The organism is Shimia sp. R9_1 (genome assembly GCF_017743775.1).
Classification (GTDB): Bacteria; Pseudomonadota; Alphaproteobacteria; order Rhodobacterales; family Rhodobacteraceae; genus Shimia.
The window spans coordinates 188061-201310 of the sequence record NZ_JAGHRN010000005.1 but is presented as its reverse complement, the minus strand read 5'-3'; the positions used below and the strand labels follow the sequence as shown (position 1 = coordinate 201310).

Annotated in this window: 13 protein-coding genes; 9 read left to right on the top strand and 4 right to left on the bottom strand. The window is 57.6% G+C overall.

Going from position 1 to position 13250, the window contains the following annotated elements:
* The first annotated feature begins 19 nt into the window (after nt 1-19).
* On the top strand, nt 20-760 hold the full coding sequence (locus tag J7399_RS16380; RefSeq protein WP_209087618.1) for a methyltransferase domain-containing protein: 741 nt from the start codon (nt 20-22) through the stop codon (nt 758-760).
* Nucleotides 761-1024: 264 nt separating this feature from the next.
* Here the strand turns inward: J7399_RS16380 and J7399_RS16375 are convergent, their stop codons facing one another.
* The gene (locus tag J7399_RS16375) at nt 1025-2599 is read right to left on the bottom strand and encodes a hypothetical protein (RefSeq protein WP_209087616.1); all 1575 of its coding nucleotides are present in this window, start codon (nt 2597-2599) and stop codon (nt 1025-1027) included.
* Between the two features lie 439 nt (nt 2600-3038).
* On the opposite strand from J7399_RS16375, the gene J7399_RS16370 reads away from it, so the two are divergent.
* The 6 genes from J7399_RS16370 (at nt 3039) to J7399_RS16345 (ending at nt 8337) form a co-directional block, all read left to right on the top strand.
* Nucleotides 3039-3599 (top strand): F0F1 ATP synthase subunit delta, encoded by a 561-nt coding sequence (locus tag J7399_RS16370; protein WP_209064327.1) that lies wholly within the window; start codon nt 3039-3041, stop codon nt 3597-3599.
* The gene (gene atpA, locus J7399_RS16365) at nt 3599-5137 is read left to right on the top strand and encodes a F0F1 ATP synthase subunit alpha (protein ID WP_209064330.1); all 1539 of its coding nucleotides are present in this window, start codon (nt 3599-3601) and stop codon (nt 5135-5137) included. The genes J7399_RS16370 and atpA overlap by 1 nt, the downstream gene beginning before the upstream one ends.
* 12 nt (nt 5138-5149) lie before the next feature.
* Nucleotides 5150-6022 carry a F0F1 ATP synthase subunit gamma gene (locus J7399_RS16360; protein WP_209087614.1) on the top strand — a complete coding sequence of 291 codons (873 nt, stop codon included), beginning with the start codon at nt 5150-5152 and terminating at the stop codon, nt 6020-6022.
* Between the two features lie 16 nt (nt 6023-6038).
* The gene (gene atpD, locus J7399_RS16355) at nt 6039-7463 is read left to right on the top strand and encodes a F0F1 ATP synthase subunit beta (protein ID WP_209064333.1); all 1425 of its coding nucleotides are present in this window, start codon (nt 6039-6041) and stop codon (nt 7461-7463) included.
* A gap of 11 nt (nt 7464-7474) precedes the next feature.
* Nucleotides 7475-7870 (top strand): F0F1 ATP synthase subunit epsilon, encoded by a 396-nt coding sequence (locus tag J7399_RS16350; protein WP_209064335.1) that lies wholly within the window; start codon nt 7475-7477, stop codon nt 7868-7870.
* A gap of 113 nt (nt 7871-7983) precedes the next feature.
* Nucleotides 7984-8337 carry an H-type lectin domain-containing protein gene (locus J7399_RS16345; protein WP_209087612.1) on the top strand — a complete coding sequence of 118 codons (354 nt, stop codon included), beginning with the start codon at nt 7984-7986 and terminating at the stop codon, nt 8335-8337.
* 127 nt (nt 8338-8464) lie between these two features.
* Here J7399_RS16345 and J7399_RS16340 read toward each other — a convergent pair whose 3' ends face one another.
* Complete coding sequence (locus tag J7399_RS16340; RefSeq protein ID WP_209087610.1) at nt 8465-9526, bottom strand: alpha/beta hydrolase; 1062 nt, start codon at nt 9524-9526, stop codon at nt 8465-8467.
* Nucleotides 9527-9646: 120 nt separating this feature from the next.
* On the opposite strand from J7399_RS16340, the gene J7399_RS16335 reads away from it, so the two are divergent.
* Together J7399_RS16335 and J7399_RS16330 are read left to right on the top strand one after the other, a co-directional pair.
* Nucleotides 9647-10237, top strand: a complete 591-nt coding sequence (locus J7399_RS16335; protein ID WP_209087608.1) for a TetR/AcrR family transcriptional regulator — start codon at nt 9647-9649, stop codon at nt 10235-10237.
* 116 nt (nt 10238-10353) lie between these two features.
* Nucleotides 10354-10971 (top strand): class I SAM-dependent methyltransferase, encoded by a 618-nt coding sequence (locus J7399_RS16330; RefSeq protein WP_209087606.1) that lies wholly within the window; start codon nt 10354-10356, stop codon nt 10969-10971.
* A gap of 370 nt (nt 10972-11341) precedes the next feature.
* Here J7399_RS16330 and ugpC read toward each other — a convergent pair whose 3' ends face one another.
* Both ugpC and J7399_RS16320 read right to left on the bottom strand, forming a co-directional pair.
* Nucleotides 11342-12400 carry a sn-glycerol-3-phosphate ABC transporter ATP-binding protein UgpC gene (gene ugpC, locus J7399_RS16325; RefSeq protein WP_209087604.1) on the bottom strand — a complete coding sequence of 353 codons (1059 nt, stop codon included), beginning with the start codon at nt 12398-12400 and terminating at the stop codon, nt 11342-11344.
* The gene (locus J7399_RS16320) at nt 12397-13191 is read right to left on the bottom strand and encodes an IclR family transcriptional regulator (RefSeq protein WP_209064345.1); all 795 of its coding nucleotides are present in this window, start codon (nt 13189-13191) and stop codon (nt 12397-12399) included. Before J7399_RS16320 ends, ugpC begins: the two co-directional genes overlap by 4 nt.
* Between the last annotated feature and the right edge of the window lie 59 nt (nt 13192-13250).

The window sequence follows — 13250 nt, the reverse complement described above, 5'->3', positions numbered from 1 at the left end:
GATCAGAGAGCCAGGCGCAATGCATCTTGATGTGCAGGACCTACGCAATTTCTATTACCGCAGCACTTTGGGGCGTGCGGCCCAGAAGGCTGTGCGTGACGAATTGCTGGAGCTTTGGCCCGAGGCCAAGGGACAAACGGTCGTCGGGTTTGGCTTTGCGGTGCCGCTGTTGCGGCCCTATCTGGCGGAGGCGCGGCGCGTTGTCGGCCTGATGCCGGGGCCACAGGGGGTGATGCCCTGGCCTGCGGGGATGGCGAATGTTGCGACGCTCTGTGAAGAGACGCTATGGCCGATTGCGACCGGACATGCAGACAAGCTGGTGATCATGCACGGGCTTGAAACCAGCGAGCGGCCCGGAGATGTGCTGGCGGAGGCCAGTCGCGTGCTGGGGCCGGGTGGTCGCGCGGTGTTCATTGTGCCGCACCGTTCCGGCATGTGGTCGCGCAGCGATAAGACGCCTTTTGGCTTTGGCCGGCCTTATTCTACGGCGCAGCTGGAAGGCTTGCTGAAGCAGCACGGGTTTATGCCGGAGCGGCACCGCGCCACGCTTTATCAGCCGCCAAGCCACAAGCGCTTCTGGCGCAAGACCGGCAACCTTCTGGAGAGCTTTGGCAAGACGGTGTCGCCGGTGATGGCAGGGGGCGTCTTGATTGTGGAGGCCAGCAAACGGGTGCAGGCTCCAAGCGGGCCCGGGGTGCGCACGCGGGTCACGCGGCAACTGGGCGTTCTAGCGCCCAGCCCGGAAGTGGCGCCAGCCTAGGGTCTGTTGACATTCACCGCGCCCCCCCGGTTTGAGACCAAAATCCACCAGCGCAAGGCATTTTGGTGATGTAAAGGTGGCCCCTTTTCGAACCAAAATAACGCGGCGATGGTGGATTTTGGCCAAATCTCACAGAGACGCGGCGAATTTTGCCCATCGCGTCGTAATTTTTCCCTCGTGATCAACCAGATCAGAGCGGTCAAAATGCCTCGCGCTGAGCAAAATTCTTCTCGCGCCGGAGCGCGCGCTGAATGTCAGAAGATCCTAGGCCACGTTGCGCAAGATGGTGATGCGCGGATCGTCATCGGCAATGCCGACACCGCTTTCAAAGTCTTCCTCAAGCAGTTTGAGCACGGCCACATCGCCCACGTAGATTTCGGAATAGGCCACTTCAAAGCCGTTGCCGTAGGTGTGGTTGACGATGTCGACCTCGCCCTGAAGCTCAGGCGGGATGTTGATTGTCAGATGATTGCCCGTGAGGGTGCGCAGTACTGCGGGACCCTGATCAAAGGCATCGGGCATCACATTGAGCACCAGCGTGTCTTCGCCCGCGTTGCCATCCACGTAGTGGCCAAGGCCGAAGGTGATGTGGTCATCCCCATCCCCGCCAAAGAGCGCGGTGTCGTTGTTTTTGACCAGATCAGCGGTGATCACATCGTCGCCTTCACCGCCAAAGAGATGCACTGGTCCGTCGCTGTCCTCGGTCACGGTGATCGTGTCATCGCCTTCACCGCCATGCGCCAGGTGGCTCCCGCCCACGAGCGTCAGCGTATCATTGCCTTCTTTCAGCGCGATCAGGCTGTTTTCCTTGGCGGTCAGCGTGTCATCGGAGGCGGTGCCGGTCAGGTGATTGAGGGCAAACATGCGATGGGCGCTGGCACCATTGGTCTCGTCTTTGAAATAGCCGCTGTCGGGGTCAAAGACGCTGGTGAGCTCCACATCCTCAGCAGAGAAATCGGTGACGCCTTCAAGTCGCACGGTGCGGGTTTCGACATTGTCGGGGTTCAGCGGGTTTTGCCAGCTGATGTGCACATCGGTAAAGGCGCCATCCGGATCTGTGGTGGTCGTGATTTCCGGCGTCGGGATCTGCGCAAGGTCGGGCATATTGGCGCTGGCGCCGATGTCGACCAGAAGCATGTCCTCTTCGGTGTCAAAATCGGTGATCCGCGCCACGATGAGGTCTCTGCCATCCTCGCCATCGCGAATGGCCGTGGCCGCGTCCACATCCAATGCGTAGACATCGGCACCGGCACCGCCGGTCAGCACATGGGCAAGCGTGTCCTCGGGGAAGCCGGACAGGGGCCGCATCAGGAAGGTGTCGTCGCCATCGCCGCCATCGGCGTGGGCTGCATCGCCCTCTGCCGACTGGGAGGCCTTCAGAAAGAAGGTGTCATCCCCGTCGCCGCCATAGCCGCGGGCGGCCTGAGAGATGTGCATATAGTCTTCGCCGTCCCCGCCAAAGCCCTGCACGGAGCCGCCGATCTTGAAGGCGTCGTTGCCGTCTTCGCCGTGAACTTCGCCTGAGCCCCAGGAGATCAATGTATCCTCGCCATCGCCCGCCATAATGTTGTCGCTACCGCGTGCAATAAGGCTGTCGCCCTCATCGGTACCCATGATCGCGTCTTCTAAAGCTGGGGCGGCTGCATCAGGCTCAGTGGGGGTGTCACCGGAGCTGTCGGGAGTTTCTTCAATCAGGTTGGAGGAGGTGTCCTCATCGGGCTGATCACCCTTTTCCGGCGGAGTGGTCCCATCTTGGTCCTCGTTTGAGGAGCCCATCACATCCACAACGGCGGTTGCTGCGCCGATGCCCAGCAGAGAGAGAATTACAAGCGGTCCCATGACTACCTCAGAAATTTAGAATCGGACTCCGTCCGCCGAGGAAGTATTGAGCGCGTAGTAGATTGAAATTTCGTTGATACATGCCGTGGGTGACCGAAACCGGATAAGGCTAGGCGTGCCGAATTGTCGCACTATGTGACGCAACGCCACGAATGGTTTGGGTCAATATTTGGGAAACTCACGGGTTTCGCCTAAAAAACAGGTTCATAGGATATGTTTAGAGCCGCTTGCGCCAACGCCTTGACAGCGGATGGTTCGATGGCTGTGGAGGCCATTTTCCAGACCTTCCTATTGCCGTGCAAACTTGTTGCTAGGCGAGCGTCCCTCTGCTACACCCGCGACGGATTTTAACGCCTCGTTAGTCCCGGGGCCATAAACGCCCTCGTTTTTTGCATACAATTGTATGCGAGAGGTGAGGCCAGCAAGCGGAAGGGTGGACGTGTCCGAACCAGCTTCGATCTCCTCCGGCATTGCAGAACGCTATGCCGCCGCGGTCTTTGAGATCGCACAAGAGAACAATGCGCTGAGCGAATTGGAAAGCAGCCTCGAAGGCCTGAGCGCGGCAGTCGCCGACAGCGCAGAGCTGCGTGATCTGATCAATTCGCCTTTGATCAGCCGCGATGAACAAGGTGCAGCCATCACGGCCGTTGCCCAAAAAATCGGTGTACAAGATGTACTGGTGAACGTGCTGGGCCTGATGGCGCAGAAACGTCGCCTGTTTGTGCTGCCGCAGCTTATTGAGCACCTGCAAGCGATGCTTGCAGAGCACAAAGGCGAAGTGACTGCAGACGTCACCAGCGCCAAGGCATTGACCAAAACCCAGAGCGAAAAGCTGGCCAAGACCCTGGCCGCGCGCGTGGGCAAAGATGTCAAGATTAATGCGACCGTTGACGCGTCTCTCGTCGGCGGTCTTGTCGTTAAAGTGGGCTCGAAGATGATCGATACCTCGATCCGCTCCAAGCTCGCATCCCTACAGAATGCAATGAAAGAGGTCGGATAATGGGTATCCAAGCAGCCGAAATCTCTGCGATCCTTAAGGAGCAGATCAAAAACTTTGGCCAAGAGGCCGAAGTGGCCGAAGTCGGCCGTGTGCTTTCCGTCGGCGACGGTATTGCGCGCGTCTACGGCCTGGACAACGTTCAAGCCGGTGAGATGGTTGAATTCCCAGGTGGTATTCAGGGCATGGCGCTGAACCTGGAAAACGACAACGTGGGTGTCGTTATCTTCGGTTCCGACCGTGACATCAAAGAAGGTGACACTGTTAAGCGCACCAACTCCATCGTGGACGTTCCAACCGGCAAAGGCCTGCTGGGCCGCGTTGTTGACGGTCTGGGCAACCCGCTCGACGGCAAAGGTCCGATCGACTCTGACACACGTGGTGTTGCAGACGTTAAAGCGCCAGGCATCATCCCGCGTAAATCCGTTCACGAACCAATGGCGACCGGCCTGAAGTCCGTTGACGCGATGATCCCAATCGGCCGTGGCCAGCGTGAGCTGATCATTGGTGACCGTCAGACCGGTAAAACCGCCGTTGCTCTGGACGCGATCCTGAACCAGAAATCCTACAACGACGCCGCAGGCGACGATGAGAGCAAGAAGCTGTACTGCGTATACGTCGCGGTTGGCCAGAAGCGCTCCACTGTTGCTCAGCTGGTGAAGAAGCTGGAAGAAACCGGCGCGATTGAATACTCCATCGTTGTGGCCGCAACTGCGTCCGACCCAGCACCGATGCAGTTCCTGGCACCTTACGCCGCAACCGCGATGGCCGAGTACTTCCGTGACAACGGCAAGCACGCGCTGATCATCTATGATGACCTGTCCAAGCAGGCTGTGGCCTATCGTCAGATGTCCCTGCTGCTGCGTCGTCCGCCCGGCCGTGAAGCCTATCCTGGTGACGTTTTCTACCTCCACTCCCGTCTGCTTGAGCGTTCCGCGAAGCTGAACGAAGACTTCGGTGCAGGCTCGCTGACCGCGCTGCCGATCATCGAAACCCAAGGTGGCGACGTTTCCGCGTTTATTCCGACCAACGTGATCTCCATCACCGACGGTCAGATCTTCCTTGAAACCGAGCTGTTCTACCAGGGTATCCGTCCTGCTGTGAACACCGGTCTGTCGGTTTCCCGTGTGGGTTCCTCCGCGCAGACTTCCGCGATGTCTTCCGTTGCGGGTCCGGTGAAACTGTCCCTCGCGCAGTATCGTGAGATGGCAGCGTTTGCTCAGTTTGGTTCCGACCTTGACGCCGCAACCCAGCAGCTGCTGAACCGTGGTGCACGTCTGACCGAACTGATGAAGCAGCCTCAGTACTCCCCACTGACCAACGCAGAAATCGTCTGCGTGATCTTCGCGGGTGTGAACGGCTACCTCGACAAAGTGGACGTATCCGAAGTTGGCCGCTTTGAAGAAGCTCTGCTGACCTTCCTGCGCAGCAAGCACGCCGACCTGCTTCAGTGGATCACCGACGAAGATCCGAAGATCAAAGGCGAGGCCGCTGACAAAGTGAAAGCCGTTCTGGACGCGTTCGCCGCTGACTTTTCATAAGGGGTTCGGACAATGCCTAGTCTGAAGGACCTAAAAAACCGGATCGAGAGTGTGAAAAACACTCGGAAGATCACAAAAGCCATGCAGATGGTTGCCGCGGCGAAGCTTCGCCGCGCGCAGGAAGCTGCTGAGCAGTCGCGCCCCTACACAGAACGGTTCAACGCCGTTCTGGCCGGGCTCGCGGCCTCGGTTGGCGGCTCTGACTCTGCACCTAAGCTGCTTGCAGGGACCGGCAGCGATCAGACCCACCTTCTGGTGGTGATGACCGCTGAGCGCGGCCTCTGCGGTGGCTTCAACGCAAACATTGCTAAGTTGGCGCGTGCGAAAGCGGCGGAACTGAAAGCTGAAGGCAAAACCGTCAAGGTTCTGACCGTTGGCAAGAAGGGCCGTGACGCGATCAAACGCGAATTGGGTGATGACTTTGTAGGCCACGTTGACCTCACCGAGGTGAAACGCGTGGGTTACGACGACGCTCAGGGCATTGCCCGTGACATTCTCGTGCGCTTTGACGCGGGCGAATTTGATGTCGCAACGATCTTCTACTCGAAGTTCGTGAACGTCGTGAGCCAGATCCCGACCGCACAGCAGATCATCCCGGCCGCATTTGAGGCTGAGGAAGGTGGCGAAGCAACTCTGTATGACTACGAGCCCAGCGAAGAGGCCATTCTGGCTGACCTGCTGCCGCGCGGCGTCGCTACACAGATCTTTGCTGCACTGCTGGAAAACGGTGCCTCTGAGCAGGGTGCGCGGATGTCTGCAATGGACAACGCAACCCGCAACGCAGGCGACATGATCGACAAGCTGACCATCGAGTTTAACCGCTCACGTCAGGCTGTGATCACCAACGAGCTTATTGAAATCATCTCGGGCGCGGAAGCGCTCTAAGAACCGGAGACGAAACATGGCAAACGCAAAAGGTAAGGTGACTCAGGTCATCGGCGCTGTTGTCGACGTGCAGTTCGACGACACTCTGCCGGAGATCCTGAACGCACTGAACACCGAAAACAACGGTAAGAAACTGGTTCTGGAAGTTGCCCAGCACCTTGGTGAAAACACCGTTCGTACCATCGCAATGGACGCAACCGAAGGTCTGGTTCGCGGCGCAGCAGTGGAAGACACTGGCGCTCCGATCTCGATCCCGGTTGGCAACGCGACCCTCGGTCGTATTCTGAACGTGATCGGTGAGCCGGTTGACGAAGGTGGCCCGGTCGAAGCCAAAGAAACCCGCGCCATCCACCAGCCAGCACCTGAGTTCGCTGAGCAGGCAACCGAGTCCGAAATCCTCGTCACCGGCATCAAGGTGATCGACCTTCTGGCACCTTACTCCAAAGGTGGTAAGATTGGTCTGTTCGGCGGCGCCGGCGTGGGCAAAACCGTTCTGATCATGGAACTGATCAACAACATCGCAAAAGTGCACTCCGGTTACTCGGTGTTCGCAGGTGTTGGTGAGCGTACCCGTGAAGGGAACGACCTTTATCACGAGATGATCGAATCCAACGTGATTAAGCCTGACAACCTCGAAGACTCTCAGGTTGCTCTGGTTTACGGCCAGATGAACGAGCCTCCCGGTGCGCGTGCCCGTGTTGCTCTGACCGGTCTGACCCTGGCGGAACAGTTCCGTGACCAATCCGGTACCGACGTTCTGTTCTTTGTGGACAACATCTTCCGCTTTACCCAAGCGGGTTCCGAGGTGTCTGCGCTTCTGGGCCGTATTCCTTCTGCTGTGGGCTATCAGCCAACACTGGCCACCGACATGGGTGCGATGCAGGAACGTATTACCTCTACAAAGTCCGGCTCGATCACCTCGATCCAGGCTGTGTATGTTCCAGCGGACGACCTTACCGACCCGGCACCAGCGACAACCTTTGCTCACTTGGACGCGACAACCGTTCTGTCCCGTGCGATTTCCGAACTGGGTATCTACCCAGCTGTGGACCCGCTGGACTCCAGCTCGCGCCTGATGGACCCATCTGTTGTGGGTGAAGAGCACTACAACGTGGCCTTTGAGGTTCAGGGTATTCTCCAGCGCTACAAGTCGCTGCAGGACATCATCGCGATCCTCGGCATGGACGAACTGTCTGAAGAAGATAAGCTGACCGTTGCGCGTGCGCGTAAGATCCAGCGTTTCCTCTCCCAGCCGTTCGACGTTGCGAAGGTCTTCACCGGTTCTGACGGTGTTCAGGTGCCTCTGGAAGACACCATTGCTTCGTTCAAAGCTGTTGTGGCTGGCGAATACGACCACCTGCCTGAAGGTGCCTTCTACATGGTTGGCGGCATCGAGGAAGTGATCGCAAAAGCCGAGAAGATGGCTGCTGAAGCGGCCTAAGGAGGCCCGACATGGCAAACGAACTGCAATTTGATCTGGTCAGCCCTGAGCGGAGCCTTGCTTCGCTCCAGGCGACCGCCGTGCAGATCCCTGGCGCTGATGGTGACCTCACCGCAATGCCAGGCCATGCGCCTTTGCTGACCTCGCTGCGCCCAGGCGTGGTGCGGGTTCAGACGGCGGATGGTGAGAAGGATTTTGTGGTGACCCGCGGTTTCGCGGAAATCTCTGCAGAGTCGATCTCGGTGATCGCGGAACACGCACATAGCGGTGACACCGTGACCAAGGCAGATCTTGAGGACGTCATCGCAGACGCCCGCAAGGCTGCCGCCGAAGCCGGTGAAGAGCACAAGGACGGTGCGGAGAAATTCCTCTCCGATCTGGAACAGCTCATGGAAGATATGGTCTGATCCCAACCGGGACATGATCAACATGAGGCCTCGCCACCACGGCGGGGCCTTTTGCGTTTTCGTAACCATATTTTGGCTTGATGCTGCCTTTATTGGCTTGCACACAGATGGCGATGAAACGGATACGAAATAGCTATGTCGGGGTGGATCAGGGGGATGTGGCCCTGTTCTCCGACTTTGAAGAAAATGGACAGATGTGGACCGGGGATGGGCCACGGGAGCGGCGCAAACTGGTCAAGTTTCGGTCCAAGTACCGCGTGCCGCCGGCGGTGCATGTGTCATTGTCGCTGTGGGATATGGACAGCGGCCCGAACATCCGTTCCGAAGTGGTGGCCGAAGAAATCACCAATCTCGGGTTTCAGCTCGTATTCCGCACCTGGGGCGACAGCCGTGTGGCACGTGTGCGCATGTCCTGGATGGCGATCGGCGAGCTGGCTTATGCAGACGACTGGGTGATCGCGGATTGAAGCCTGCGGTGGAGCGCAGAGGCGTCACTGGGGGGAGCCAATAGCTATGGGCGCTGTTGGTCTACTGGTATCAGCTTAAGTGCAAGAGAAAGTGGAGATCATATTGCTATGACCTCCACCAATCATTTTACGCGTTGAAGAATTCTGCCACGGCATCGGTGGAGGCTTTGACGGCCTCTGGCTTGTGGTAGAAATCCACGTGTGTGAACTCGTCAAAGGCCAGCTCTTTGTGGTCGTTGGTCAGCTTCTCGACAAAGGCGGTTGAGCAAATCGCAGTTGCGGCGTTTGTGCCATAGATTGTCAGCGATGGTTGCACGATCTTGTCGGCATATGCTTCACAGATCGAGAACAAGGACTGCATGGGCTGATCACCGATGTGCATATTGGTGTAATTCGGTACGGCAATCGGCCCTTTGGCGCCGTCGCGACCGTAGTAGTCGTAAGTTTCGCCAGCCATCTCCGGATAAGCAGCTGCAGAGGTGAACTCTTCACGGGACATCTCGTCGTTCAGACCAAAGGGTGCAACATAGTCTGGCGCGCCAGTTTCATATTGCGTCTGCATCGAGGCGTTGGCGGCGGCGATCATCTGATTGGCCATATCCCGGTCTGTCCACTGAAATGCGTCTGAGGCCATCATACCTGATACCATAGCGATCTTCTTGATGCGGTGGTCTGTGACCGCTGCTGAGGCGATCGTCTGACCGCCCTGACAAACGCCAAGACCGTAGATTTCGTCAACAAACGGTAGGGTGCCCAGATAGGACACGGCGTCCCATGTATTCTCGATCAGGCGGAAATTGTAGCGTGATTGCATATGTTCGCCGGGAAGCGCCGGAGAGGAGCCCATGCCCATGTAGTCGAAACCAAGGTAGATAAAGCCGCGCGCGGCCATTTCGGGGCCGTAGGTCGCTGGGATCTGGTCCTTGACCTGCGGGAAGGGGCTGGCACCGACAATGGCCTTGTACGTCTTGGCCGGGTCGAAGTCTTCGGGCAGATACAGATCGCCCACAAGATCAAGGCCGAAGGATTTGAAAGTGACGGGGTTTGTTCCGGGTTTGAAGGACATTTCAGAAGCTCCTGCGTTGATGGGAAGGGATGTCTGTTTTGCGCCTGCGCCCCAGCCCGCGAAGGACATCAGGGAGGCAAGCGAGGCGGTTTGGATGAGGTGGCGTCTTGAGAGGTTGGTCATTGTCGTGGTCCACTGGTTTCCAGGATCGTGTTTCGCCTTGCTAAAGTAAATCTCTGTGTTTACTTAGGTGGGGCGGATGTCTCTTGTAAACAGATTATTTTACTTTTGGGGTGGAAAATCGTGAAACGCACTGAAAAGAAAAGAAAAGATATTATCGATGCGGCGATCGATGAGTTCCGCGAACAGGGATTTCTGGGGGCCAAAACCACCTCAATCGCCAAAAAAGCGCAGGTTTCGAGTCGCACGCTCTACAATCACTTCGAGAGCAAGGAGGCGTTGTTTGAAGCCATCTCGGCGATCATGTTGGAGCAGAACCAGAGCATGGAGCCGGTGGCCTACGACCCAAGCGGCGACTTCGTAGAGCAGTTAAAAGACGCTTTGTGGCGGTATATCGCGGTCATAACAGAAGAGACGGCCATCGGATTGAACCGCATGGTTCTTTCTGAGCTGATCCGCGATCTTGACCGTTCCAGAAAATTCTTCACCGAGACGGAAACCCACGATTACCCGATGACGCGGTTGATTGGAGAGGCCATGGAGGCAGGCGTGCTGCGTAAGGCGGATCCGGTTTTTGCCACCAACCAGCTGTTGGCGCTCGTCAAAAACTTCTTCTTCTGGCCGGAATTTTTCCTCGGCGAGACTCCGGCGCCAAAGGATGCCTTGGATGATTGCGTCGCAATGTTTTTGGCGCACTACAAGGCGGACGGGTGAGCGCGGGTTGATACCTGCAGTGAGGCGCTGAGGCGTGTGGCTGGATTGACGCCAAATGTCCAATGCTGCGCATTCCGGGAATGTTTGCTAGTTTGGGATGAAAGAGGTGATCTTTCATGGAAGCAAATAGGGCGCAGGCTGATTATTGGACGTCTCCCGCGGGCCTGAAATGGATTGAACACGAGCATGCTCTGGATACCGCGATGTCCGGCATGCTGGACATGATGCTCGATGTTGCTGAAATTGTTCCTACGGACCGTATCATCGACATTGGATGTGGAACCGGTGCCAGTACACTTGAAGCCGCTCGACGGGTTTCCGACGGCGCGGTGCTTGGGGTAGATATCTCTGACCCGCTTCTCAAACGCGCATCCAGAAGAGCAGAAGGGGAAGGTTTACGGAACGTTTCATTCCTTTTGGCCGATGCTCAAACACATGATTTTTCTGACCAGTCTTTTGATATTTTGGTCTCACGATTGGGCATGAGCTTTTTCTCTGACACGGTTGTCGCATTGGGAAATTTAGCCAGGGCGCTGGATACACAAGGTAAAATGGTCTTCGTGAGCTGGGCGTCAGTAGCGGAAAACCCTTGGTTCGAGATACCCAAAAAAAGCGGCAGAGGAAAGGCTTGGACCTCAGCCTCAGGGGAATCCCCATGCTCCTGGTCCAACTGCATTTCAAGATTGCGATCGTGTCAGAGAACTGATTGTTCAGGCAGGTCTGTCCAATATTGAAGCGCGACCAATGGATATTGAACTGACACCTCCGGGCGGTGTCGCAGGCGCTGCCAGAGCGGCCAGTAAGGTAGGTCCTGCGGCTCGCATAGTGAAAGCTCATATGGGAACAGAAACGGATGAGGCGGCAATAGAAGGGGCTGTGAAGCTAGCCTTTGAGAAGTTCCAAGCAAGGGGTGAAGTCAGAATTCCGGCCGTGGTCAACTTGTTCAGTTGCACGCGATGAAATGAATTCCAAAACGGTTGGTCAAGCGCTGACGCTTTATGTCCGTTGTGTCCGGATTTCCCAAAATCAAGCCAGTGCACTGCTATGCACAGAAAAATGCCCCGCTCAAAGAACGGGGCGTCTGTTTGTTGCTTGTTCCGTCACTCAGCGGATGCGCGCGCCGGTGTCGGGGTCAAACAGGTAGATGCGCTCGGCCGGGATTGTGAGGCCGACCTTCGCGCCTTCAGGGCTGCGATCATCGCCGCGTTCCTCAACAATCAGGCGGGTGTCGCCGATGCCGCCGAGATAGCAGTAGGACACGCCGCCAAGCGCTTCGGTGAGCTCGATGGTGAGCTGGTCTGCGCTGTGATCCAATTGCAGATGCTCCGGGCGAATGCCGAGCGTCACTTTGGTCTGGTTCTGCGGCAATGCGATGGGGGAGGGGATGGGCGCGGAGAAGGCGGGGTTTGTCAGCGTGCCGTCCACCACATCACATTCCAGGAAGTTCATGGAGGGGGAGCCGATGAAACCCGCCACAAAGCGGTTGTCGGGATCGCGGTAGAGATCCAGCGGCGCGCCGACTTGTTCGATGCGGCCATCACGCAGCACCACGATCTTGTCGGCCATGGTCATGGCTTCGACCTGATCATGGGTCACATAGATCATGGTGGCGCCGATTTCCTGATGCAGGCGGGCGATTTCCACGCGCATGTCGACACGCAGTTCCGCATCGAGGTTGGAGAGCGGTTCGTCAAACAAGAAGACTTCCGGCCCGCGCACAATGGCCCGGCCAATGGCGACACGCTGACGCTGACCACCCGAGAGCGCTTTGGGTTTGCGCTTGAGGTATTGATCCAGCTTGAGGATCGAGGAGGCCTTTTGCACCTTCTCCTCAATCTCGGCCTTGGGCACGCCGTTCATGCGCAGGCCAAAGCCCATGTTTTCGGCCACGGTCATATGCGGATAAAGCGCGTAGGTCTGGAACACCATGGCGACGCCGCGCTTGGCCGGGTCCATGTGGGTGACATCGCGCGAGCCGATGTTGATGGTGCCGCCGGTGGTCTCCTCCAAACCGGCGATCATGCGCAGCAGGGTGGACTTGCCGCAGCCTGACGGGCCGACAAACACACAGAATTCGCCATCTTCGATCTGCAGATCCACGCCGTGGATCACCTGCGTTTCGCCGTATTTCTTGATGGCTCCTTGCAGAGTTACGCCTGTCATGTGGTCGCTACCTTTTGTTGTCTGGTTTCGGGGAAACGCCATGCCTGGGCTTCCCGGCCAATTTGAGCGGCGGTTTCCATCACGCGCGGCGCCCAGGTTTCAAGTTGATCAAGTGAGGTTCGGCTGGTCGGGCCAGTCACGGACAAAGCACCCAGCATGCGGCCGTTGGGTGTGAGAACTGGCGCTGCGATACAGACGATGCCGGGTTCATGTTCCTCCCGGTCAAAGCCGTAACCGCGCGCCCGGATGTTTTCGAGCTCGGCGCGCAAGTCTTCCCCTGTCACCAAGGTGGTGGGGGTGAAGCGGTGAAAGCTCTGTTGGGCGATGGCGGACGCCAAAGTGGCTTCATCCAGAAAGGCCATCATCGCTTTGCCAACGCCGGTGCAGTAGGCGGGGCCAACCTTGCCAGCCTGAGAATACATTTCAACCGGGTCGCGCGCGTTTCGTTTGTCCACATAAAGCACCTGCGAGGCGTCCAGCTGCGCGAGATGCACGGTTTCTCCGGTGGCTTGCGAGAGCGCATCCAGATGTGGGCGGGCGATGGGGGCAAGCGAGCTTTGTGTCCATGCGGCATGGGCGAGACGCACCAGGCGAATGCCCAGCGTGTAGGTTTGCCGTTCGCTGTCATAAGACAGCATGCCCTGATTGGTCAGGGTTTGCAGAAACCGATAGAGCGTGGCCTTCGGGAAGGCGCTTTGTTCCTGCAACTCTCCAAAGCGCACAGGCCGCTCAAAGGCGGCCACTTGATCAAGCACATCCAGTGCTTTGCCGACTGTTCCGTCGCCTGCCATGACGCTTCTATGCTCCTCCGCTTTCCTGCGGATCCGCAGGAATCTGTTGACAACCTAGC

Bases quoted from the DNA above. Each gene is read 5' to 3' on its own strand.
- J7399_RS16330 (WP_209087606.1), top strand. From the start codon at position 10,354: ATGGAAGCAAATAGGGCGCAGGCTGATTATTGGACGTCTCCCGCGGGC.
- ugpC (WP_209087604.1), bottom strand. From the start codon at position 12,400: ATGACAGGCGTAACTCTGCAAGGAGCCATCAAGAAATACGGCGAAACG.
- atpA (WP_209064330.1), top strand. From the start codon at position 3,599: ATGGGTATCCAAGCAGCCGAAATCTCTGCGATCCTTAAGGAGCAGATC.
- J7399_RS16345 (WP_209087612.1), top strand. From the start codon at position 7,984: ATGAAACGGATACGAAATAGCTATGTCGGGGTGGATCAGGGGGATGTG.
- atpD (WP_209064333.1), top strand. From the start codon at position 6,039: ATGGCAAACGCAAAAGGTAAGGTGACTCAGGTCATCGGCGCTGTTGTC.
- J7399_RS16340 (WP_209087610.1), bottom strand. From the start codon at position 9,526: ATGACCAACCTCTCAAGACGCCACCTCATCCAAACCGCCTCGCTTGCC.
- J7399_RS16375 (WP_209087616.1), bottom strand. From the start codon at position 2,599: ATGGGACCGCTTGTAATTCTCTCTCTGCTGGGCATCGGCGCAGCAACC.
- J7399_RS16380 (WP_209087618.1), top strand. From the start codon at position 20: ATGCATCTTGATGTGCAGGACCTACGCAATTTCTATTACCGCAGCACT.
- J7399_RS16360 (WP_209087614.1), top strand. From the start codon at position 5,150: ATGCCTAGTCTGAAGGACCTAAAAAACCGGATCGAGAGTGTGAAAAAC.
- J7399_RS16350 (WP_209064335.1), top strand. From the start codon at position 7,475: ATGGCAAACGAACTGCAATTTGATCTGGTCAGCCCTGAGCGGAGCCTT.
- J7399_RS16320 (WP_209064345.1), bottom strand. From the start codon at position 13,191: ATGGCAGGCGACGGAACAGTCGGCAAAGCACTGGATGTGCTTGATCAA.